Source organism: Paenibacillus taichungensis (assembly GCF_047302525.1).
GTDB classification, from domain to species: Bacteria; Bacillota; Bacilli; order Paenibacillales; family Paenibacillaceae; genus Paenibacillus; species Paenibacillus taichungensis_B.
This window is the reverse complement of record NZ_CP168020.1, coordinates 2,976,272-2,999,244: the sequence shown is the minus strand read 5'-3', so window position 1 is coordinate 2,999,244 and position 22,973 is coordinate 2,976,272. Positions and strand designations below refer to the sequence as shown.

The 22,973-nt window shown below is 45.3% G+C and carries 14 protein-coding genes; 3 read left to right on the top strand and 11 right to left on the bottom strand.

What is annotated here, in order from left to right; all coding sequences use genetic code 11:
- Position 1: 1 nt before the first annotated feature.
- The 7 genes from ACDJ58_RS13585 to ACDJ58_RS13555 all read right to left on the bottom strand — a co-directional run bounded on the left by ACDJ58_RS13585 (position 2) and on the right by ACDJ58_RS13555 (position 13,803).
- Positions 2 to 844, bottom strand: coding sequence for an NAD-dependent epimerase/dehydratase family protein (locus ACDJ58_RS13585; protein ID WP_413378716.1), 843 nt, complete (start codon positions 842 to 844; stop codon positions 2 to 4).
- 34 nt (positions 845 to 878) lie between these two features.
- Complete coding sequence (locus tag ACDJ58_RS13580) at positions 879 to 2,102, bottom strand: enolase C-terminal domain-like protein (protein ID WP_413378714.1); 1,224 nt, start codon at positions 2,100 to 2,102, stop codon at positions 879 to 881.
- A gap of 45 nt (positions 2,103 to 2,147) precedes the next feature.
- The gene (locus tag ACDJ58_RS13575; RefSeq protein ID WP_413378712.1) at positions 2,148 to 7,703 is read right to left on the bottom strand and encodes a glycosyl hydrolase family 28-related protein; all 5,556 of its coding nucleotides are present in this window, start codon (positions 7,701 to 7,703) and stop codon (positions 2,148 to 2,150) included.
- Between the two features lie 123 nt (positions 7,704 to 7,826).
- Complete coding sequence (locus ACDJ58_RS13570) at positions 7,827 to 10,586, bottom strand: alpha-mannosidase (RefSeq protein ID WP_413378710.1); 2,760 nt, start codon at positions 10,584 to 10,586, stop codon at positions 7,827 to 7,829.
- 40 nt (positions 10,587 to 10,626) lie between these two features.
- The gene (locus tag ACDJ58_RS13565) at positions 10,627 to 11,445 is read right to left on the bottom strand and encodes a carbohydrate ABC transporter permease (protein WP_024631711.1); all 819 of its coding nucleotides are present in this window, start codon (positions 11,443 to 11,445) and stop codon (positions 10,627 to 10,629) included.
- 12 nt (positions 11,446 to 11,457) lie between these two features.
- A complete protein-coding gene (locus ACDJ58_RS13560) occupies positions 11,458 to 12,351 on the bottom strand; it encodes a carbohydrate ABC transporter permease (RefSeq protein ID WP_053781826.1) in 894 nt (297 codons plus the stop codon).
- 72 nt (positions 12,352 to 12,423) lie between these two features.
- The gene (locus tag ACDJ58_RS13555) at positions 12,424 to 13,803 is read right to left on the bottom strand and encodes an ABC transporter substrate-binding protein (protein WP_413378707.1); all 1,380 of its coding nucleotides are present in this window, start codon (positions 13,801 to 13,803) and stop codon (positions 12,424 to 12,426) included.
- 407 nt (positions 13,804 to 14,210) lie between these two features.
- On the opposite strand from ACDJ58_RS13555, the gene ACDJ58_RS13550 reads away from it, so the two are divergent.
- Positions 14,211 to 15,326 carry a GntR family transcriptional regulator gene (locus tag ACDJ58_RS13550; protein ID WP_413378705.1) on the top strand — a complete coding sequence of 372 codons (1,116 nt, stop codon included), beginning with the start codon at positions 14,211 to 14,213 and terminating at the stop codon, positions 15,324 to 15,326.
- 152 nt (positions 15,327 to 15,478) lie between these two features.
- On the opposite strand, the gene ACDJ58_RS13545 is transcribed toward ACDJ58_RS13550, so the two are convergent.
- The 4 genes from ACDJ58_RS13545 to ACDJ58_RS13530 all read right to left on the bottom strand — a co-directional run bounded on the left by ACDJ58_RS13545 (position 15,479) and on the right by ACDJ58_RS13530 (position 19,706).
- Positions 15,479 to 16,393: an alpha/beta hydrolase gene (locus ACDJ58_RS13545; protein ID WP_413378703.1), complete on the bottom strand. Its 915-nt coding sequence runs from the start codon at positions 16,391 to 16,393 to the stop codon at positions 15,479 to 15,481.
- 246 nt (positions 16,394 to 16,639) lie between these two features.
- Positions 16,640 to 17,473: a carbohydrate ABC transporter permease gene (locus tag ACDJ58_RS13540; protein WP_413378701.1), complete on the bottom strand. Its 834-nt coding sequence runs from the start codon at positions 17,471 to 17,473 to the stop codon at positions 16,640 to 16,642.
- The gene (locus tag ACDJ58_RS13535; RefSeq protein ID WP_413378699.1) at positions 17,470 to 18,342 is read right to left on the bottom strand and encodes a carbohydrate ABC transporter permease; all 873 of its coding nucleotides are present in this window, start codon (positions 18,340 to 18,342) and stop codon (positions 17,470 to 17,472) included. The genes ACDJ58_RS13540 and ACDJ58_RS13535 overlap by 4 nt, the downstream gene beginning before the upstream one ends.
- A gap of 74 nt (positions 18,343 to 18,416) precedes the next feature.
- Complete coding sequence (locus ACDJ58_RS13530) at positions 18,417 to 19,706, bottom strand: ABC transporter substrate-binding protein (protein WP_413378697.1); 1,290 nt, start codon at positions 19,704 to 19,706, stop codon at positions 18,417 to 18,419.
- A 252-nt stretch (positions 19,707 to 19,958) separates the two neighbouring features.
- On the opposite strand from ACDJ58_RS13530, the gene ACDJ58_RS13525 reads away from it, so the two are divergent.
- Positions 19,959 to 21,707, top strand: a complete 1,749-nt coding sequence (locus tag ACDJ58_RS13525) for a sensor histidine kinase (protein WP_413378695.1) — start codon at positions 19,959 to 19,961, stop codon at positions 21,705 to 21,707.
- 23 nt (positions 21,708 to 21,730) lie between these two features.
- Positions 21,731 to 22,966, top strand: a complete 1,236-nt coding sequence (locus ACDJ58_RS13520) for a response regulator (protein WP_413378693.1) — start codon at positions 21,731 to 21,733, stop codon at positions 22,964 to 22,966.
- Positions 22,967 to 22,973 lie beyond the last annotated feature (7 nt).

Sequence of the window (22,973 nt, the reverse complement as noted above, 5' to 3'; positions counted from 1 at the left end):
GCTACTCCTGTTCTTCATCCGTCCACGAATGCTTCGGTCCCCAGGATAGAACCTCTTTTACCCTTCCATTACTGACAATGGCTTCTCGATTAGAGAAACGTGTCCGTAGATCTTTTACATCGGTATAAAAGGTGGCGAGCAAGTCTGTCGTTTGGCGATCGCTTAACGTATCATTAGCGGTAACATTAACATGAACAGCCCCATTATAATCGGCGTGCAGAGCAGCCAAACAAGCATCCACGGCATCCCTGATATCAATGTAACTCCACAATATGTGCTTGAACGTTTCCGCCTTCGCAATAGCCAGATGTCTGTACTCTCCCGGTCCCACAATCATTGAAAAACGGAGGGAAATCACCTGCATCCCACTTCTCCGATGAAACATCTCTGCAGTGACCTCATTAACGATCTTGGACAGGCCGTAACATTCCTGCGGCTGTTGCGGATGCTGTTCATCCACCGGGAAATAATCGGGAGAGAAGGGGGTGTTGGCCCAGGCAAATCCGTAGGATGATTCGCTGGAGCCCATGACCACCTTTTTTATACCCAGCAAAGAGGCTGCTTCCAGCACATGGTATCCGGAAAGTGTATTATTAGCGAAAATGTAGCTGTGAGGGTAGTGAAGCGGCGCAGGAATCGCGGCCAGATGGATGATCGCATCCACTCCGGCAAGCGCTCCCACGACTTGACCATAATCGTTCAGATCGACAATGATCTGTCTGCAGCGGACCCGGTCAGACAGGTGTTTATCCAGCGATACGACATCATGACCCTGTAATTGCAGCTTCTCAATGACCTGTGAACCCAGCTTTCCGCCTCCGCCTGTAACTGCAATAGTCTTCATTCCTATATCTCTCCTGTCTGTTCTTGTCACTTCGTTATGGTCGCACCAATGTCCCATCCGCTTTGCGGTCCAGAGGATACGGCCGATGATATTTGTTGGGATCCCAAGAGTCGTTAAGTAATGATTTGGCCTTCACTTCATCCAATTCAATTCCCAGTCCCGGTTTGTTGGAAGGATATAGATATCCGCCCTCTCTGACGATATGTCCTGGGAAAGCCTCCAACTCATGAGGTTTAAAATGATTGATTTCCTGGATACCAAAGTTCCACAGGGCCATATCCAGATGGACAGCAGCTGCCTGGTTAACCGGATCATTTTCCCCACCCTCCTGCCAGGCTGTTCGTACTCCGTAAGCTTCGCCCAGCGTAGCGATCTTGCGGCAAGCGCTGATTCCGCCTGCTTTCGATACCCGAACTCTAATGAAATCGATCAACTTCTCTTGAATCAAATCGGTCCACTCCTGAGGATTAACAAATAATTCTCCTACTGCCTGCGGCGTAGCACTCTGTTGACGAAGCTGTCGATACCATCCGATCTGTTCCGGAGCAAGTGCATCTTCCAGAAAGAAAAGATGATAAGGCTCAAGTCGCTTCGACAGCTGAATGGCATGAATTGGAGACAAATGTTCATGCACATCATGGGTAAACTGAATCCCATTACCAAATTCCAAGCGCAACTTCTCGAACATGTCAGGGATGGCATGCAGATACGCATGTTCATCGAATACAGGACCGCTGCTCCAGGGCTCGCGCGGCAAATTCGCGTCCTTTCCGCTGACAAATCCCCCGCCACCGTAGCCTCCCATCTGCACTCGAATGACCGTGTATCCTTCTTCCATAAAACGAGATACATCTTCTTTCAGCTCGCTGATATCAGCACCTCCGGCATGGCCGTAACAGGGAACTGCCGAACGGCAGGCCCCTCCTAACAATTGATATACCGGCAGATTCGCTTCCTTGCCCTTGATATCCCACAGGGCCATGTCAATTCCACCAATGGCCGTGTTAAGCATTGCCCCATTTCTCCAATATCCGCTCATATGCATGAGATGCCACAAATCTTCAATTTGGGATGCATCCCTTCCCATGAGTAATGGTGCCAGCAGTTGTTCTATGACCTGTACCACCGCTTCGGGATTATAAAGATCGGAAGCAGAACCCAATCCGTAAAGACCATCCTGATCCGTCGAAATCTTCACAATTGTCCAGCTTCCGTCGTGTCTTGTACGTAGGCATTCTATCCGTGTAATTTTAGCCATGCGTTCACTCTCCTCATTTGCTCCATTTTGATCATACTAGTGGATTTAAGGCAAACGGTTGTATAAACGATACAGCAACACTGCGGTCTCAGCACGTGTAAGTGTAGCTTCCGGATGGAAGCTGTCATTACTACCTTCCATAATTGTTGATCTGGTTAACGAATCAATCGCATCACGGGCATATGCCTTAATCAAATGAGTATCTTTATAGTCATCCAGACTGGATTCACCTTCAGGAAGAGGCTGCATCCCGATAACTTGCATAGCTCGGTAGATCATAACCGCTGCTTCTTCCCGGGTAATTGGAGACGCTGGCGAGAATAGATCGGCGCCTGCCCCTTGAATGATGCCCAGCGTTCTTGCGGTATTCACGGACTGTTCGTAATAAACATGCTCAGGTACATCCGCGAAGCGTTCCACCTTGGTTCCCTGATCAGGTTGTAATTCTAAGGCATTGGTAAGCAGGGTTACGAAATCCGCTCGGCGGATCATGGATTGAGGCTGATATTCTGCCTTTGACATTCCACGAATAACCCCTTTGGACACCAGAACTTCGATGGCATGGCGGGCCCATGATAGCTGCCGTATATCCTGGAATGTTCGATTATCCTGATTAATTGCGTAAACTCCGTTTTGCCGTGTTTTGAAAATCATTTGTTCCGATTTTTTATTGAATTTCCCATTTGGAATGGAGATTATTTGCCCGTCATCCGCTATAAGTCGTACTGCGAGTTTTTCCGGGTCCAGAAGTTCAGTTACATTAGGCTGATAAGGTAAACTTACTGTGATTGGCGTAATGGAATTTTGCCATATAACGGATTTGCCATCCGATATCACAGATAATGAAATCGCAGGCCGCTCTCCTAAATCTGATTTCATCTTGGCATTCCAAGTGCTTCGGTCAGCCTTGCTTAACACCAAGGTACTACGCTCTCCAATCGTTCCTTGGGTATTGGCCAGCAAATTGCTCGGAACCAGCAGCACTCCCCCTGCTGTTCGAATCTCCAGCCAATGGGTAGATGGTGTTTCCTGCAAAAAGCTCGATGGAAGTGTCAAAGCGTATCCTTCAGCACCATCCACGGACTCGATGTCCACAATCAGCTTCTTTTTCCCGTCCTGATCAGGGGTGATGCGATTGAATGCATCCTCCATCATCTTGTTGGTGAGCTCGGCTGTTGCCAATGCAGCAGCTTTATCCAGCTTGGGCTGTAGCTGCATTGTAGCAACAGGAGCGGCAGGTGTTGCTTCATTCTTCCCTCCAGTCGTAGAGCCCCCTCCAGCACTTGGCTCCGAACCAGAACCCGAGCCTGGATGTGGATTGGGTCCCTCGGGATTCGTATTGGAACCTGATGTAAGAGCAGCGAGTCTTACGAGTAATGAGGACTTCAACGTGCCGCCCGGTAGCAGATTGACGAAGTTGGTTGCTGTATCTATAGAAGTAACATCTTTCTTTTGCTCCGCAGTACGAACACTCGCCTCAGCCGATTGCTCCAACAATGTCACATAACCACTCGTAAGCAGATACAAGTTTCCGAATAATCGTGCATCTTTACTTGTACCGATCCCTCCATTAAACTCCATAAAGCCTGATCGTCCTTCGCCGTCGTTTTCATTGACAAGCAATGCAAAACCGATAGGTTTGTCAGGTTGGAACGAATATCCTTCCTGATGAAGTGCTGCAAAAGGCAGCGTAATTTGATAATGAGTAATATGGGTCGTCTCGTCCCGGGTAATGTTTGCTGAAGCGGATTCCAATAATCCTGTAGCAACACCTTCTGGAGCTCTCCATCTCCATTTCGTGATGACACCTTCCTGATTCAGTGCAAAACCAAGCTCATTCACCTGTTTGCTGGCCGCACCATCCTCTTTGCCAAGGTCAATACCGAGCTGTAAACTGTCTCCTTGCCATATATCGCCATTGGTATTGGATTGATGGTGAATATCGTCCTTGACGTCCACCTTGAGAATCAAATTTTCCGCATCCCAACTTGCTTTAGCTTGAATGCTGAGGTCATTCGGACCTCCCCAGCTCCCACCGACGCTGTTGTAATGCTCCGGACTGGAAACCTCAATGAATGGCAGAGTTCCAACAGCATCTTTTTGTGCCGCAAAGGATTGTGATAGCTTGACTGAAGTCTCATAACGGAACCCGCTCTCAAGCGTTACTCTGAATTTGAGCAAGTCACTTGATATATAAGGAAGCGCCACATCCATGCTTTCCCCAATGCCCAGCCCTTCAAATCGCACTGGCTTAAATATCGCATGATACACACTCGGCTCAATCAGTTCGATCTGCCCTTTAAGCAAAGGCGCACCTGCAACATTAGTCAAAGTCAGCGTGCTTCCGGGTTCACCTGGTCTGGATGGATCATACCCAAGCTGGTTCAGTTTGAGTGCCAAAGGAAACAGATTGGTACCCGTCACTTTTCCAGGAGGTGCCTCATTATCAATCTGAAAACCGCCATTAAACAGGTTGTTGGATATCACCATCTTCTCTACGTTTGGACCTGCAACCACATGATTCGTACGAGGCTGTTGAAAATAGGAATTGTAGAGGGTAATGTCACCACCGATTGCGTTAATGCCGATTTCACCAACGTTCGTGAAGTTTCCCTGCTGTATGCGGATATCTCCTCCGTGAATATCAAAGGACCTTGTTGTATCTCCCCACATGGACGTATTGAAGAACACCGCTTTAGAGCCAAAGTCTGGCCCAACCTCCACGTACACCTTGTCTGTTGTACTCATGGAAACAAGCTCTGTGTTGATAAACGAAAGACCTGCTGTTCCCGCATGTTGCAATACGGCTCCCTTTTTGCTGCCATCGGTGCCATGACCAATAACGACAGCTTCGGGCCCTCTTCCATTCTGTTCTTCAAAATGAATACCGTACTTTGAACCGTATACGAATGTATTGAAAATAACCTGATTGGTAACATCCCCAATACGGAAGGCATCCAGATTCTCTTTTTGATAATTCCAAATTTGATTAAATTCTTCATCATTCGATGGATGATTCGGATAATTGTTCCGACCATAATAATGCGGATTGAACTGCACATTCCGCATATATCCTCCGTCTGACCCGCCACCAAGATATATGCCTTCCTTGAGCGGTGATCCCGCTACATAATCGATATAATGACCACTTGTATCATGGGTGCCGAAGTCGACAGCCTGATAGGGATTAACCAAGGTTGTATCGATCAGGTATACGTTCTTCCCTTGACCTTGCACAGTCCAGGCGTAAGGCTTCACCGGATTGGCATCAGACCATGTTTGTTGATCGTAATAGACAGATAAACCGCGTAATCCTGCTGCTTCCTCTAGCTGAATGAAGGCATCGGCATCCGGAGCATTTTCTCCATAGTTCGTAAAAATAACGGTTCCATTCCCGATCGTATGATGAGGTACATCATAATTGCCCCGCAGTTCTACTGCAGTCGGGATCACCAATGCCTGCTCAACGCGGTATATGCCAGCCGGCATATACACCGTTCCTCCACCTGCAGCCTCGGCATCATTCAACGCCTGTTGAATTGCTTGGGATGAATCAGTATTCCCTGTGTTATCAGCCAAATAGGGCTGGCTCACTACGTTAAACAATTCGCGTGTACCCGGTTTGGGCTGCACAACAATATCCACTGAGGGAACGTCAGGGATGGTTTCCAAAACCAAACCTTCTTCCTGATGAATGTTCAGTTCCGCCGAGGTACTTTCATCGTTCACTGCAAGGTTGCCTTCGTGTCCGGAATGTATGGCATTGATTGTTGCAACATCTCCCTGAAGAAACAGGTGCCGATCCGGCTTGGCGAAGGTAGAACTGCCCAGTATAAGCGAGCCACTTTTGGCAACAATGGCATAATCTCCGCTTCCTTCACCCCAATTCTCGAAAGAGCTGCTCTCAAAGGACAACGTTCCACGCCCTTCATTCACAACCGCATGTTTGGGCTCCCCGCCCACCGTAACACTGTTAAATTGGGCAATGGAGTGAAAGCCTTCAGTTGCATAAATGGCAACAGGATTCGGACCAGCACTCGCTTCGAATTGACTGTCCGTCACCAGCAATCCATAATCATTGACGCCTTCAATCTTCAGCGCTACGTTGCAGTCGTCGATCTGGATTTTGTACAGCTGCGCATTGGCTGTTTCAAGGCTTCCTGTTCTTGTCGTGATTCGTATCCCTGTCTTATAACCCGAGATATGAATATTCGACATATACTCCCAATCCGAGCGCCCCATTACGATACCTTCTGATTGCTGTATCATATATTCACGCAGTTGAGATTGCTCAGGTGCTCCTGGCAAACCTGAGTTCGCCCATACATCCGGGGACAGGTGAAGCTCTTCCAGTCTCCCAATGTCTGTTGTGAAATCCAGAAAAATACCGGTTTTCAGTGTGGTGCCATATACATCCTTCACGTAATGAAGTTCGTTCCATTCCGGGCCAATCTTAATCCCCTGGTACGCATTGACGAGTGTTACATTTTTCACCGTGGCACTGTCACCTGGAAGTTGTTCCATCGTCCATGGATAAGCCACCGGGTTATTCATATTCTGTTCCGGATACCAGATAGACAAATGTGTTACCCCACTGGAAGGCTCCATCTTTATGAAGCTGTTCCCGTTAGCTTGACCTTTGCCGCTGTATACAGCAAGGATCGTTCCTTTGACTAGCCCGTCATGCTCTTCGGGATTCCCCCAATCTCCGCGAAGCGTAACGCCTGTCGGAATAACCAGCTCTCCGGTTAATTTATAGGTTCCGGATGGCACGAACACAACTCCACCGCCTTGATTTCCGGCTATTGCCAGCGCTTCTTTGAACGCTTGAGTATCGTCTGAGACTCCGTCCCCTATTGCTCCATAATCGGTTACGCTCCGATCTGCAATGACGATATCTGATGTAGGGAATTCCGTATCATAGACCTTGGTCTGAGTACCCGCCTGCTGCTGAGGTTGCTTACGGACGGTTACTTTGGCCAGATGAAGTTCCGGAATGTTGGCTGGTGCCCCTGCGCCGCTAACCCCGATTCGGAAATCCGCATCATGGGTGCGGTTACCGAAATTGGCATCGCTGAGCTTGAAGGTATGTGTCTTCCAGGTTCCCGTATTTTCATATCGAAACAAAGGAGCATCCTTGAAATTGGATTGCTTCGAATCGTATTGCAGAGACATCGATCCACTATCGCTATCGTAATATTCAACAGTGACGAACACGTCCTGATCCGTATTTTCAAACAAATATTCATCCGCAACATTAAAGTAAAAATACAGGATGTTATCGGCCGGATTTGTTGGATTCACCGTCTGATTGGTTTTCCAATACCCCTTGCCGTCAAACGTCCCCACTTGAAGACCTGCTGGAGGTCCATCGCCGGGACGAGCGGTTATACCCTGCTGAACAGGAGTTTCCCCCAGCGTAATACTTACCGAGTCAGGTGACACATCATTTAGATGGACGTCTCCCTGTTCAGTAATATCTTCCCCCTCTGCTGCCGCGTGTGTGGTTGCTGGTGTGATGTATAGCCCTGAACATAACATGACAATAGTCAACAGCACTGAAATGGTACACCTGGCACCTAACCATAATCGTTTGTTCACAATCGTACCTCCCATTAACTTGATCATGTAATCAAGCTGCACGAAAACAGGGTTGTCGTATGTGGAACATGATGCATCCGTTTTCAATCCGCAGCAGTGGAGAGAACTCCAAGACTGAATTGTTTATTTTAAACGTGTTGTGGGTTGAATGCCGATCGTCTGAATTTTTGCCGGTCCCACATTCAAAACATAACTTCCCTCATCCGCTACCTTCATGGCTTCACCTTGATCTTCAACAATTGTACTTTCGTACACTTTCTTAGCCTCAAACGAAGGCGTTACCTTCAGTGAAGTTGTCTCCGATGATACATTGAACACCCTGAACAGCATGTCATCATTCGCCTCGCCCCGTTTAATCGCACTAAAAGCGAGATGATCACCCTCCCATTGCAAAAACTCGTGAGTAGCGGGTAACGTTCCACCATGTACACCTGTTTGTTGAACGGTCCAGGGAACCGGGAATTGATACGCCTGCACATAAGCATCGGATTGAATAACATCCAAATCATGTGAGATGAGCTCCATTTCCAGAATGTGCTGCCCAAGACATTGGGCCTCAGGTGTTGCAAATACTCCCCAATCCCCCAGCTCACGAACCCCACGCAGCAGTGTCACAGCAATGGTGTTCTGATTAGCCAATACTTCGTACTCATTAAGACCTTTATTCGCAATCGTCAGCCCTTCATGACCATTGCTGATACTGACAAATGCATTTTGATGCTGCGCATTGCTAGGATTTCTCCATTCCGCTTCCGGCTGTATCGGGCGTTGCGCCAGTTCGTAAATAGAGTCAACGGTAACATGACTTGCTTCGAGTCCCGTTTGGAACAACATGCGGATACGATGATCCTGAACCGTGTTATCGATATAGCTTTTAATACCAACCGAACGCCCCGTTTTTTCAAGGCTCAGCTCTGTACGAATGCTCACCTCCCTAGTTTCATCAAGCCGCCGGGATTTCCGATAACGAAATGGAACCATGGAACGGATCTCTTCATCCAGCAGTTCATCTGCGCCTATCGGGAGCTCCCAGTTATGCACGATCTCATAAACGGCTTTCAGTGATGTATGATGCACCAGCTTAATCTGAGCAGGCAGCCCCTGCGTAGTTAACGGAGCTTCCTGATCCGGTTGTCTGTACATATACTCATTTCCGATATCCCCGGTATCCTCATAAATGCCAAGCCCTGTATAATTGCGACCGTTCACTTTATCCAACATGGTAAACGATCCATCCCCCGCAATCTCGATCCGCACATAATCGTTCTCCATCACTTGCTGTTCTGTAACAAGTTCAGGGGTATTCAGTTCGCTAAGCACACTCTCTCCAATAACACTCTGAGGCATAAGAGCAAAAGTATGATATCCAAAACCCGGGATGTTCTGGGCGTGAAGCTCCACATCCACTTGATATGCCCAGTAAGGTTGACGGAATCGATCATCCGGCAAATCATATCCAAATGTTGGTCCAACGGGTGTGATTACGGCTTCCACTTGCTTGCCTTCCGCGTTCAATACAACCCAATCGTTCGAGTCAAAGGTTTCATATTCGCGCTTGAATTCCTGATACTTTTCATGCGGAGGCTGGTGGTCAAAGTAACGTCGCTCAACGTCCATCCTAGTTACAATTACATTGGATCGACGATGTCCCGAAGTGTTAAACACTACAAAAGGCAACGCAGAATCTGCGTCAAAGCCAGATGTATCCACGGATTCGGCTATTGTACGAGCACTCTGAACCGATATGGCTTCAGCCACTTCTTGCGATTTGGCAAACCGGGTCATCATCTCCCTGTGGACTTCGTCAACACTGCACCCGCAGATACTGTCATGGGGATGATTCTTCAGTAACGTCTTCCAGGCATATAACAGCTCATGCCGTGGATAAATGCCTGTAGATAGAGAGGCCATGACTGCCAGCGGTTCAGCCACTTTCTCCAGTAACGTCTGGCTTTTTACATTTTGCTGTTTGATATATACCCTTGCTGAAGCAGTATTTACAAGTGTGATCCAGCCGTCGGTCCATTGGCTTCGAAGTTCGCCGCGAATGACGTCCAATGATTGTGGTTTCGCTTTTTGTAAAGCCTGAATGTACTCGGGAAAGCTGGAATGACGAAACGTCACGTCTGGCATAATCTCGGTGGCTGTTTTTAACGCTTGTGTCAGATCCTTCTGGAGCGGCTGATGATCACATCCGTTCATGAACAGGAGTTCCGAACTTGAAGCAAACTCTTCTGCTGCAGCCAGCTTTTCGGCCCAGTAAGCTTTCGCCTTCTCCGGTTCCACCGGAATTTCCATGCCATTGTTGTACCAATTGGCGAACAAGATCGCCAGTACACGAGTACCATCGGGTGATTCCCAATACATCTCCGAGTATTTCGAGGTATGTTCGTTGCCAGACTGAATTTCGTTATTGAATCCAACTGGCTTCACTCCACGTCCATATACAGCTACCTCAATACCCGCCTGACTAATGAGCTGCGGTGCCTGGCCCATATTGCCGAAGGAATCCGGGAAATATCCGATTTTCGCATATCCTCCCATTTGTTCAGAGGCTTGAATACCAATTAACAGATTGCGTGCATTGGCTTCACTGCTGACGAGGAATTCATCTTGAAGGATGTACCATGGACCGACGATCAGCTTGCCCTCTTCAATTAACTTGCGGACCTGGTTGGATCGATGCGGCATGATTTCCAGGTAATCCTCCAGCACAATAAATTGCCCATCCAGATGGAAATTCGTAAATTCCGGGTCATTTTCAAATGTCTCGATTAAATCCTCCATGAGCTGAACGAGCAACATTCGGTGCTTCTCGAAGGATAGATACCACTCCCTGTCCCAGTGAGAATGTGCGACAATATGCGCAGTTTTTGTAGTCATTTATTTCATTCCAATCTTGTATGATTTATTTGTTGTGTATTTACATTTTTACTGAGCCTACGGTCATGCCCTTGACATACATCTTTTGCATGAACGGGAAGGCAAGCAGGATTGGAATGACCGTAATTAAAGCCCCTGCCATAAGCTCATTCCATTTCTTAAATGAAGATGAATCCAGATACATGAGTCCCATCGGTAACGTAAACATATCCCTGCTATCCACGATGATCATCGGCCATAAAATATTGTTCCAGCTTCCGATAAAGTTCAGAATCGCAATGGTTCCGATAGCTGGCAACGCCAATGGCAGATAGATTCTGTAGTAGATTTTGAAATTGTTGCATCCGTCCAGTACAGCGCTCTCGTATAACTCATGTGAGATTGTGCGGAAGTAACTGGTGAATAGGAAAATGGCGAAGGGTGCAGCCCCGTTAATCATGGGCAGAATCATGCCAATATACGTGTTTTGCAACCCCAGATTAGTCATGTTGATATAAAGCGGAATCAATGTGGTCACACCTGGAACGAGCAGCAATGCAATAAACGTGTAGTAGATGAATTTTTTGCCCCGATAGACAAACTTGGCAAACGAATAGGCCATCATGGTATAGATGAGAATGACGCCTATAATCACGACTGCACTTACGATCACGCTGTTTATAAAAAACTGATAGAAGTTCAATTTGTTCCATACGTCACCGAAAGTGGACCACATCGGTGCAGCTTGTGGAAACGGACTCTGTGGATTGGCTAATGCATCCTGTGATGTCTTCAGCGAAGTGCCGATCATCCAGACAAAAGGATACAGGCAGGTCAATCCGTACAAGATTAGAATGATATGCTTAATATATTTGACCATGTGCTCCTCCTTTTAGATGTCTGCCTTGAATGAGCGAATACTGAATATGGCAATGGTACCTGTAATCAGAAATGATACCCACCCGATTGCGCTGGCCAGACCATAATCGTTGTTTAGAAAAGCTGTACGGTACACGAGCGTACCAATAACCTCCGAACTGCCAGCCGGTCCGCCACCCGTCATGATGAACACATTCTCAAAGGCCTGAAAGGCTCCGTTCACCATCTGAATGACGGCAATAAGCGTGATTGGCTTTAGTAACGGCCACGTAATTTTCAATATCATGGTTGTTTTCTTGGCACCGTCCACACTTGCTGCTTCATACAGTGTCGGATCAATGGAAGTCAGACCAGCATAGTACAGAATCAGCGTTCCAGGCAGACCGCCCCATATCGATGTCAAAATAATACCGAGTAAAGAAGTAGACGAACTCCCCAGCATTCCACCAGGTACAGCAAGGAAATCCAAGCCCATCCATAAGAAGAGTGAGTTGAATGCTCCACTAGGTTCAAACAAGCCTTTCCATACGTAAAAGATAGCTACGCCAGATGCGATCATCGGCAGAAAATAAATCGTCCGGTACCAAGTTGCTGCCTTCGTATTTTGCAGCACAAATGCCAGCACAAGTGCGATTGGAACGACGACCACAACCTGTGAAACCGCAATAATCAGATTGTGCAGAACGGCATTATAGAAATTCCGGGTTACAATCGGATCATCACCGAGCAGGAACTGACGAAAATTCGCCAGACCTTCAAACCTTGCGGTGGAAAAATCGATCCCGGACCAGTTATAAAAGCTGAGCATGATCGAGAATCCGACCGAATACACGCCGATGGCAAGAAACAAAAGCACGCCAGGCAGTAAAAAGAGATACGGCATCCACTTATTTCGACTTTTTATCATGATCAATCACCTTTTGCTCTCAATTTGGCAATCGACAGCCCCGTAAGGGGCTTGCCGATCGCTTTGGTTGTACTAGTTCCCGCTGGCTCTCAGACTTTCCATGGTGTCGTCGAACTTCTTGGCGACTTGTTCAGCAGTCATCTTTTTCTCGATCATGGATTGCATGGACTGGGCATACACTTCCCACTCTTTATGCTTGCCACGATACGTATTGATCGCTGGTGAAGCTTGACTGTAAGGACCAGGCTCGGCAGCGAATGCATCTGAAATTGATTTTAGGTTCGGATCCAGATCATTTGCACGATCACCCAAGTTCAGCGCAGGTACTGTATACGCCGCATTAGCAAAAGCAACAGCAGCATCTGGATCACCTGTCAGGAATTTAATGAAATCGAGCGCTTCAGCCTTGTTCTGCGAATTCTTATTCACCGACAACATCGTTAACGTAAATGGATCAGTCGTCCAGCTGTTAATTTTCGATCCTTCAAGCGGTGGTACCGGGAAGGTGAAAATATCGTCAGGACTCATTCCCATAGCCAGTAGCGTAGACATTGTGAAGGAACCACCGAGATCGAAAGCGGCTTTGCCAGCAGCAAACGCCTGGTCTGCTCCGTCAATATCCGTTGACAAAATTCCCGGCATAAACAGATCTTTGTTTGCCAGTGTCTCCATCGCTTTCACAACCGGCAGATTTGAAGGGTCGCTTAGTTTGGACTTTCTTTCGAGCAGATCAATATAACCCTGAGGTTCGTTCAGCATGATGGACAGTGCCGAACCAGCCCAGTTTTCCCATAGATCAGGCAGCTTTGCACCAAACACAAGCCCAGGAGTACCTGTTTTCTCTTTGACAGTCTCCATCATTGTGACGAATTCTTCCCACGTTTTGGGCGCTTCCGCTGTCAGCCCTGCTTCTTCGATCAGCTTCTTGTTTCCATAGAAAGTAAAGAATCCTCCAATATCGAGCGGCAGCCCGTAGAACTGGCCAGTCTTCAGTGACTTTTGAATTGTGGTGGCATTCTTGTCTTCTTTCCAGGAGTCAACCTGACTCTGTGTAACAATAATCGGGTCCATTGCAGCACTGTAGTAGCTGTTCAACAGATCATCACTCACTTCACCAGACAGCTCGAGCACCGAGTTCTCGATGGAATCTCCTGCCGTTGCCCACCAGTTCACGATATCTGGCAAATTTTTGGAATTGGCTGCTGCCTGGAATTTTTGGCGATACGTATCATCCGGTGTAAAGGTCTCGAGTTTGACTTTGATTCCTGTTTTCTCCTCATACAATTTCGCGGCTGCTTCAATTCCTGGCGTGTAAGCAACCTTCCACGTCCACATCGTCAGCTCTTTACTCGCTTTGGGTTCCGTTCCCCCGGACTGGGCATCACCGCAAGCGCTTACAATGAGTGAGAAAACAGTTAACAAAGTAACGATCATGCCTGCTCTTTTTTTCATCCCGTAACCACCCTTATCTTTAATTTTGGTTCGTTTCTGGCTTAATGAATATTCCACGACAACAAATTGGCGTTAAAAACCGCTGCACCCCCTTTTTCAATTAAGGAACCATTGAGACAAAATTTGTGACATAGATAAGATTTTGAAGGCTCGTTGGAAACGCTTTATCCAACCAACTTTAAAAACAATATAAACAACATACTTTTACTTGTAAATGTTTATTTTTAGATACAACTTAACAGAATGTATTTCGAATAAATTGTTTATCCATAAGGTTTTTTTATCATATTTGTTCGTAAATTAAATCTTCTTGTCTTACTCACTTGATATTGATTTTTAGCACTTGTATATGTTGTATTAATATAATATATTTAGAACGAACTAATAGTGAATGGAGATAAAATGCGATGGTGAGAACCTTCAAGCCAATGTACAAGAAAATCGAGACATATATCATTGACCAGATTCGAAGCGGAAATTGGAAACCGGGCAGCCGAATTCCTTCCGAAAATGAACTGGCTGAACAATTCAGTGTGAGCCGTATCACGGTGAAAAATGCCCTTACTGCTCTGGTCGATAAAGGAGTTGTCTACCGACTTCAAGGCAAAGGCACCTTTGTTAACGATCACAGCCCGGAGGAAATTCGTAACATTACTTCAGCGGTAAAAGAGCAACTCACAGCACCAACAATCGGGTTCCTTCTCCCCCGTCTCGACAATCGGTTCACCGCCAATCTACTGAGCGGAATTGAGGACACCCTTTCAGAGAATGGCTATCAATTGTTATTTGCCAAGACGAATGATTCACAAGAGACGGAGATTCTCAAAATTCAGGAAATGAAACAGGCAGGCGTCAGAGGACTAATTATCTATCCCGTTGAGGGTGAGCACTATAACAATGAGATTCTTGCGCTTACGCTAAATCGCTTCCCACTTGTCCTTCTGGACCGCAATCTAAAAGGGGTGGAGACCAACTCCATCAGCTCGGACAACCATGAGGCAGCTATTCAGGCGGTTAAGCATCTTCATGAGCTTGGGCACAGTCGAATTGGCTTTATTTCCACTCTTGCTGAGGGTACATCAAGTATTGAGGACAGATTGCATGGGTATGAGAAGGCCTTGGAGGAGCGTCATATTCTGATTGATCGCAGTATACAGATGACACGCCTGGCCATGAGTGACAGCAATGAAGAGGTTATCATGATGATTCAGAAGTTTTTACAGGCAAATCCGCAGATGACGGCCCTTCTGTCCTCCAATTTCAGCCCTCATGTTATTCAAGCGGCGATGCAGATGGGGATCTCTGTACCCGAAGATTTATCTGTCGTGTTCTTCGATGATGTGGAATTTCCGGAGTTCTGTATCATTCCGCCCACGGCTGTTGTCCAGCAGGAACTTGAACTCGGGCGAGAAGCGGGCAGAGTCATCCTGAAACAAGTGGAGAATCCAAGCAGTGAGTACCTTCAGGTTAAGTTACCCACGATGCTTATTCCCAGACAGTCAACAGCAAAGGCGAAATCATAGCTACCGTTACTTGGTGTTCAACAGGATGCCTTTACTGAAAACGTTTATAGTGGCATTAAATAACGCCATTTCAGCCTCAAAATGTTTTTCACGTAATTACGAAGAAGGACCCTTCCATTTCAGAAGGGTCCTTCGATTTATGTGAACCATGACTATTGTAAATTTGCGGAAGTAACATCCTTCCAATGTTTATTCGTTCCTATTTCAGCATGCTTTCCAACAAAGGCCATTCTTGCCTCCGAATCATTCATTAATTGATATCTCATCCAAGCTGTCAAATAACCTCTATGCTGTCCTCCATCCTGCTCTATCGCTGTGTGTGCAGCGCCCTTAGCCATGGCCATTAAGACCGGAAGATCCGAGTTGGTATTATTCAAGGCCAATTTGTTGGATTCTGACGGGGAGATGATGAAATCTCGGGTCCCCCCTATAACAAAAAATGGAACCTTCAGCGCTGATGTATCATACACGTCCTCTGGATCACAATATTTCAGCTCAGGCAGAGCAATTGATACAACCGTTTTGATGAGAGCCCCGTTTTCAAAATTCGTATGAGCGTTAATTACACCCGTTGATCCCTGCGAATGCCCTGCCGCACCGACCCGATCTTTTTGAATCCTGTGATAGAACGGGCTGGCCGTCGCTTCATTTTCACTAAGCATATATTGAATCGCAGCCATAATTTCTTTTCCTGTACCCGTGGTTTGGCTATATGTATCAATGACAATAAATCCCCAACCGGCCAGGTGTCTTAACAACTGATCATAATTGTCAGGTAATGCCCCAGTTCCGTTGCCCCAAGCGATGAGCGGGTGCAAGACATCCGTTGATTGCGGAGAATAAATCCTGTAGAGCTTCTCCCCTTGTTCGTCCTTGATCTCCAGCATGTCTACCTTGTAAGTGCCGGGTAGAGCATATTTCTCTTCAACACTTCCGGTTTCGAAGGTAGCAGATACCGAATTTACGAGGATGAAGGATAGTACGCAAAATGCAGCGATCAAAATGACGACAACGCCTGTCATCCATAGAAACCACTTGCTTCGAATTACTCTTTTCACTTGTGGCATACAATCTCCTCTCACATTGAAGCGGGATTTCATAGGTAAAACATACCACAGGTATAACGGCTTTTGTTTAGAGATATTTTTGTTACATCAACCTTTCCGCATTTAATAAGAAAAGATCCGTGAATACGGGTGTCTCAATTGATATGAATCCGTGTGAACTCCTTAACAATTTCAAATTGTTCGCATCATAGCATCAGAGCAACTACGCCCATTACCGTTGCGAAATGCAGGTTCGATACGACACGATTATCCCTTAACCGAGCCTTCCGTAAGACCAGAGATAAATTGTCGTTGCATAAATAAATAGAGTAGAAATATAGGTGCAGAAGCCAGGACAACGAGCGCAAAAATGTCCTCCCAGTTTGTGCTGTACTGCCCCACTGCCTGAAAGATCCCTGTCGTTACGGTGTAGCTTTTGGTGGAACCCAGAATAATGACAGGGTTAATAAAGTCATTCCAAATCCATAGGCACAGAAAGATTACAGCAGAAGCTGTAGCAGGTCGCAGTAATGGGAATATGATTCTCCAAAAAATGGTCAACTGGCTGGCACCGTCCATTTTCGCTGATTCATCGAGCTCTTTGGACAATGTACGGATAAAGCCCACAAATATAAATACAGTAAAGGGGACATAAAACCCAATATTATAGAGAATCAATCCCTGTGGTGTAAACATCAGCCCCAGCTTCGACAGCACTTGAACAAGTGGAATTAATATAACCTGAGGTGGAATCATTAAGCCTGACAGAAGAAGCAAATAACATACAGATAAGAATCGATTGTTCACACGCGCAAAGACGAAGGACATCATTGAACATAAAAAGATGAGAAGCACAACCGAGACGGAAGTAATCATAATCGACGTCCAGTAGGCTTTGAAAATATTAAAAGAAGGTGTCACTGCCGAGCGAATAAAATTATCAAAGGTCATGTTGCTCAGCGGGAAAGAAAACGGGTTGGATAATATATCTGCTTTTTTCTTAAATGCATTGACGACTGCAATATAAAATGGCACTAACAATACAAGTGATAATGGGATCAGAAATACATGTCTGATATATTGCGAGAGATTATTCTTCATAGCAGCCTCTCCTCTCTTCTACGTAAATAAACGGTTAGAGAAACAGCCAGAATACTTACGATAACGAGCATATATACGGCAAGGCTAGCAGAGTAACTCAGACGGTTGGCATTCAAACCAATCTTGACCACTTGATAGGCGATCGTTTCGGTTGCTCCTGCCGGTCCACCATATGTAAGAACCGCGACACGGTCATATTCTCGCATGGAGCCAGTAAACATAAATATGATGCTCATTGTAAAGGCCGGTGCCAGCATTGGAAACGTAATATGCCTGAACTGCTGCCATCTGTTCGCGCCATCTATTTTCACTGCCTCATACAAGCTTGACGAAATAGATTGGAGACCTGCCAAATAAATAACAATAACAAAGCCCGTAGACTGCCAAATTGCAAGAAATGTAATGGTCAACACAGCCAAGTTCGGATTACCAAAGAACTCGATGCGTTCAACTCCTATCCTTTCCAGTAGGTTATTCAACAACCCGTTATAGCTTAAAATGCTCTTCCATATGAAGCCGACGGATACGGTACTTAACAGCAGCGGAAAGAAAAAGATTGATCTATAGAAATTTGTCATCCGCCCTTTTTTATTCAAAAGCACCGCAAAGCCAATTCCGAGTATATTGACAACTGTTGTTGCAACAACAGTGATAAATAAGGTGACGACCAACGCCCGTCCAAATGCTTTGTCATGAAAGGCTTCAATATAATTACTTAGTCCGGCAAACTGATAGGATGGACTAACGCCATCCCAGTTATAAAATGAATAATAGACTAGCAGAATAATCGGAATAAACAGAAAACAGAAGTAGATAATAATGCCTGGTGAAAACATTAAGGTATACGACCATCGATCATTTTTATTCAAACGTATCACCGCCAGATTAGCTTAATGGTGTCTTATTAGAGGGACGAGACATTTGTCTGTCCCTTTTCACAATTTTATTTGTTATTTTTGTCCCAATACTCATCAAGTGTTTTCATATTATTCTCTACGTCTGTATCACCGAGCAAAATACTTTGCGCTACTTTATTGTATTGGTCCTGGATGCCTGCCACCGGTACTTTACCAACTTTATTGTTCATATGGCCAACCATTGGGGGATTGTTAAGAAGCAGCTCATAGATTTCAGTTTGCAAAGGGGACATGTCCCATTTCAGCGGTACCTTCAAATTGGAGAAGAGTGCATCTGCTTGCAAATAGCCTTTGTGAGCTTCAGGATCAAGCATCATGAATTTGGCGAATTTGAGTGCTTCTTCCGGGTGATTGCTATTTTTGGCTACTGCATAACCGCCTGCATTCTCGCCACCAAGCAAATATTGTGTCCCATCCTTGGTAGGGGTTGCAAAGACACCTACTTCAAAATCTTTGTCTGCAGTTGCCTCAGCTGCACTGAACCATGATCCCATTGGATACATCGCTCCCTTGCCCTTTAAGAACTCCTGCTCAGCTGCCGTGTAATCGATGCTTAAAGCGCCTTTATTAAAGTAGCCCTTTTTCACCAAATCGGTGTAATAACTTGCGCTCTCAATCCAGTCCGCATCCGTAAACTTCACTTTATTATCGAAGCGATCAGCGTACCAGTTCCTATTTTCTTTGTATATGTTTGAAGATGTCATAACCGAGAAGGTAAATCCGGCGGTCCAATCCCCTGCTGTTAGAATTGGTGTAATATTTTTGGCTTTTAGCTTCTCGGCAGCAGTTTCCAGCTCCGCCCAAGTTTTAGGTGTAGCTTCAATGCCTGCCTCGTCGAACAGCTTCTTATTGTAGAAGATCAATGATTGCGGCTGTCTAATCGCAGAAATATTGTACAGTTTGCCGTCTATCATCTCCGCTTCATAGTTGTTAATGTTTTTAATATCATCATCAATCGGTACTTCAAGCAACGCGTCTGCGTCTACGAACATTTGGATCGTGGCGTTCTGGACAACGTCAGGAAAATCTCCGGATGCCAGCAATGCTTTCAAATAGCTGTCAGGTGAGCCTTCATTTGCAGGGGGCTGAATACGCTTTACTTTGATACCAGGGTTCTCGCTTTCAAATCGTTGAATCAATTGATCATAGTAGTCGACTGTCAGGTTCGGTGTCACCCAGGATTGAAAGACGATTTCTATGTCCTTGCCAGCTTCTTTGTTCGTTTGGTTTCCTTTGCTCCCCTCACTGCCGCTACAAGCAGCCAATACCGTGCCCAGTATGAGGAGTGTCATGCACATGGTAAACCATTTTTTCATTTCGCCCACCTCTTCAGTTCAATTAGTAACTTCAAAATCTATTATAGGAATGTTTGAATTAAAGGAGCTACAGCATAAATTTTACTTTAGCTAGAACAATTAAACTTCTTTTTTGCATTAGAAATGAAATGAATCCTGACGGTAGTTGCGACAGCAAAAACCAAACTTTTACTGGAAAAACTATATCTATGTTGACAGCGCTTTAATGGAGTACATAAAATGACATTAAACGAACATCAAAGGGGTCGCTGGATGTCAATAGTTTCCTTTTACCGCAAATGGATTGGCCGATATATATTTCGCAAACTTAATATTGCGATTGGCACAGCCCTGCTTCTTGTATTCTTGCTGCTAGGTATGGCTATTTATAATAACTTCTATTCTATTCTGGAGAAAAAAGAGATCGAGATGCTTTCCATTCGTACCGAAAAGTTAAAAATCCAACTCGTCGATATGATTGAGCGGTTTCAGTATGATACATTAAGCATCTATCAAGGTATGGGAAGCAACATGCAGACCAGTGTATCCGAGATGTTTCTACCCGGTAACATTCCTACTGACATGGAGGATCGGGAAGCGATAACCCAGCAAAATTATATCAAAAACGTACTGACGCATATGCTGTCGCGCAATCCCTACACTTCGGCAGTTTTATTGTATCGGCTGCAAGATGGACAACTGTTCATTGAATCGCAGCAGCAAAAATACCGTATTAATGAAGCATTTGCTTTACAGCCATTTTTTGAAACTTTTCCAAAAGCGTATCAACACCCCTATTTTGGAAGTTCGGATGAATTGCTAACACCTGCGGAACACATCCTTTATATTGCTAATCCAATTTATAATCCACTTCGTATTCGTCCCGAGGATGTATACGGCTACCAACTTGCTGTCTTGAACACAGGGGTTATTACAAACGAATTTGATTCCCAGAACTCGGATTATCGGCTCATTATCAAGCAAAGAAACAATTTGCTGTTGGACAGCAAACCAAATGAACCATTTGATCTAAGTACATCTACTGATTTGATTTCTCGGATCACAATTGACAAGAATCATCTCGAAATTATCGGTATTAGCTCCAAGTCTAATATAGAGAGCAAGCTAGCCAACACCATGATACGTATCCTCATCACACTTGGCATAAGCTGGTTGGTCTGCATCATGATAATTCATATCATCCAGCGGCTGATCGTCGGACGCTTTAATCAGATGAGCAAACATTTCAAGAAGGTGCAGCGCAATCCCTTCACCACTCTGATGCCAGTAAACGGAGACGATGAAATCAGTGATCTGATTATGCGCTTCAACCGGATGACAGAGGAATTGCAAAATCATATCAATCAAGTGTATGTAGCAGAAATTAGAAAGCGAGATGCCGAGTTTATCGCATTAAAGACACAGATTCACCCTCATTTCCTGTACAATACGTTGGAATCACTGCGAATGCAGGCCGTCATCAGCGAGCAACCTTTTCTGGCAGAAAAAATATACCATCTGGGACTGCTATACCGCTGGATGCTGCAGCCGACTGATGACCTCATCTCGGTGCAGGAGGAACTGGCACATACGAACTACTATCTGGAGCTGCTAATGCTTGGCAAGTCCAACCGCATTGAACTGAGAGTGATCTCCGAGCTAAATCTTGAAAATTGCTTCATGCTCAAATTCACATTGCAACCTGTTATCGAAAATGCGATCCAGCATGGGAGGCTGGAGCAATATGATGAACCAATCATTTCAATCGAAATTAAGAAAGAAACCAATCTGCTTACGATTGAAATTTGCAATAACGGTCAATGTATAACTGCAGAAGATTACAGCCGATTGCAGGAGCTGCTGCAAACGCCAAATACTTTCCCTGACCAGCATCTTGGACTAAAGAATATACATGAGAGGATCAAGCATTATTACGGCAATGAATATGGTTTGTCTTTACCTGAGATGCAACAGGATACCGAATTGTTCCGTCTTATCATGATTTTCCCACATAAACGCTAGCAAGCTTCTTAAGGAGGTACTCTATGACCACTCTATTAATTGTTGATGATGATCAATTTATTAGAGAAGGCTTGAAACGGCTAATCAATTGGAAAGCGCTTAATATCGATGTGAAACTCGAGGCTGGAGGCTCTTATGAAGCGCTTGAGCTTATGGAACTCCATAAACCACATATCGTGCTTACTGACATTCGCATGCCTAAGGGTAACGGTCTGCATCTGATTGAGCAGATCCGATTGAGAAAATGGAAAACCTTTATCGTTGTCTTGAGTGGTTACAATGAATATGCATATGTAAGGCAAGCAATGAAGTTCCAGGTGGAAGATTACTTGCTCAAGCCTATTGATGCCTCCGAGCTGACCCAGATTATCGTTTCTTGTACCGAACGTGTTGAGGGGCAATTCATTGCCGAGCAAATGCAGAGAGAATCATTCCAACTATTAAAAAATAACATTCTCCTTCGCTGGGCACAAAATCGGATTCAAAACGATCAGCTCCGGGAGAAGCTGAAATTTTTGCAGCTACCACTTCTCATGAATGAAAACTACCAAATATGTCTTATTGACTGGAGCAATCCGCAGGAAGGCGAGCTATCCCGTATGGAGGAACAATTCCGCTCCTTTGCCATCCTCAATAGCATGGAAGAAGCACTTCATGAAACTGGACGTGGTATCACTTTCCTGAATGAACAAAGACAAATCATTGTCTTATTCGCAGATGAAGGCACTGAAACAGAGAAATTCAACATAATTAACCAGCGTTGGATGGATGATATTGCCCAGCGGTACGGAGAGATATTAAAAACACCCTGGAACAATTATTTCGGCAAGGTGATCACCCTCCCCCAACAATTACATGAGTCTTACAGCGAAGCGCTAGCAAGCTGTAATCATGTAGTGTTGGATGATGCGGGGCAAGATGCTGGTATCCTGTCCCAGAATCCTATTACGAGGAAAGTAGAAAGTTACATACTCAAAAACTATAGTGAGGAATTGTCCTTACAGTTGCTGTCGATGCGCTTCAACGTAAATAATGTCTATCTCGGCAGATTGTTCAAGGAAGAGACTGGACAATACTTCAACGATTATCTCAATCGTATACGGCTAGGTAATGCCAAAAAAATGCTGGTATCAACAGCACTAAAAGCATCGGAGATTGCTAACGCAGTCGGGTTTCTGGATCCCAACTATTTCTTCCGCAAATTTAAACAAGTGCACGGCATCTCTCCCTCAGACTATCGTATGTCTGAAAAAAAATAGGCCGCCC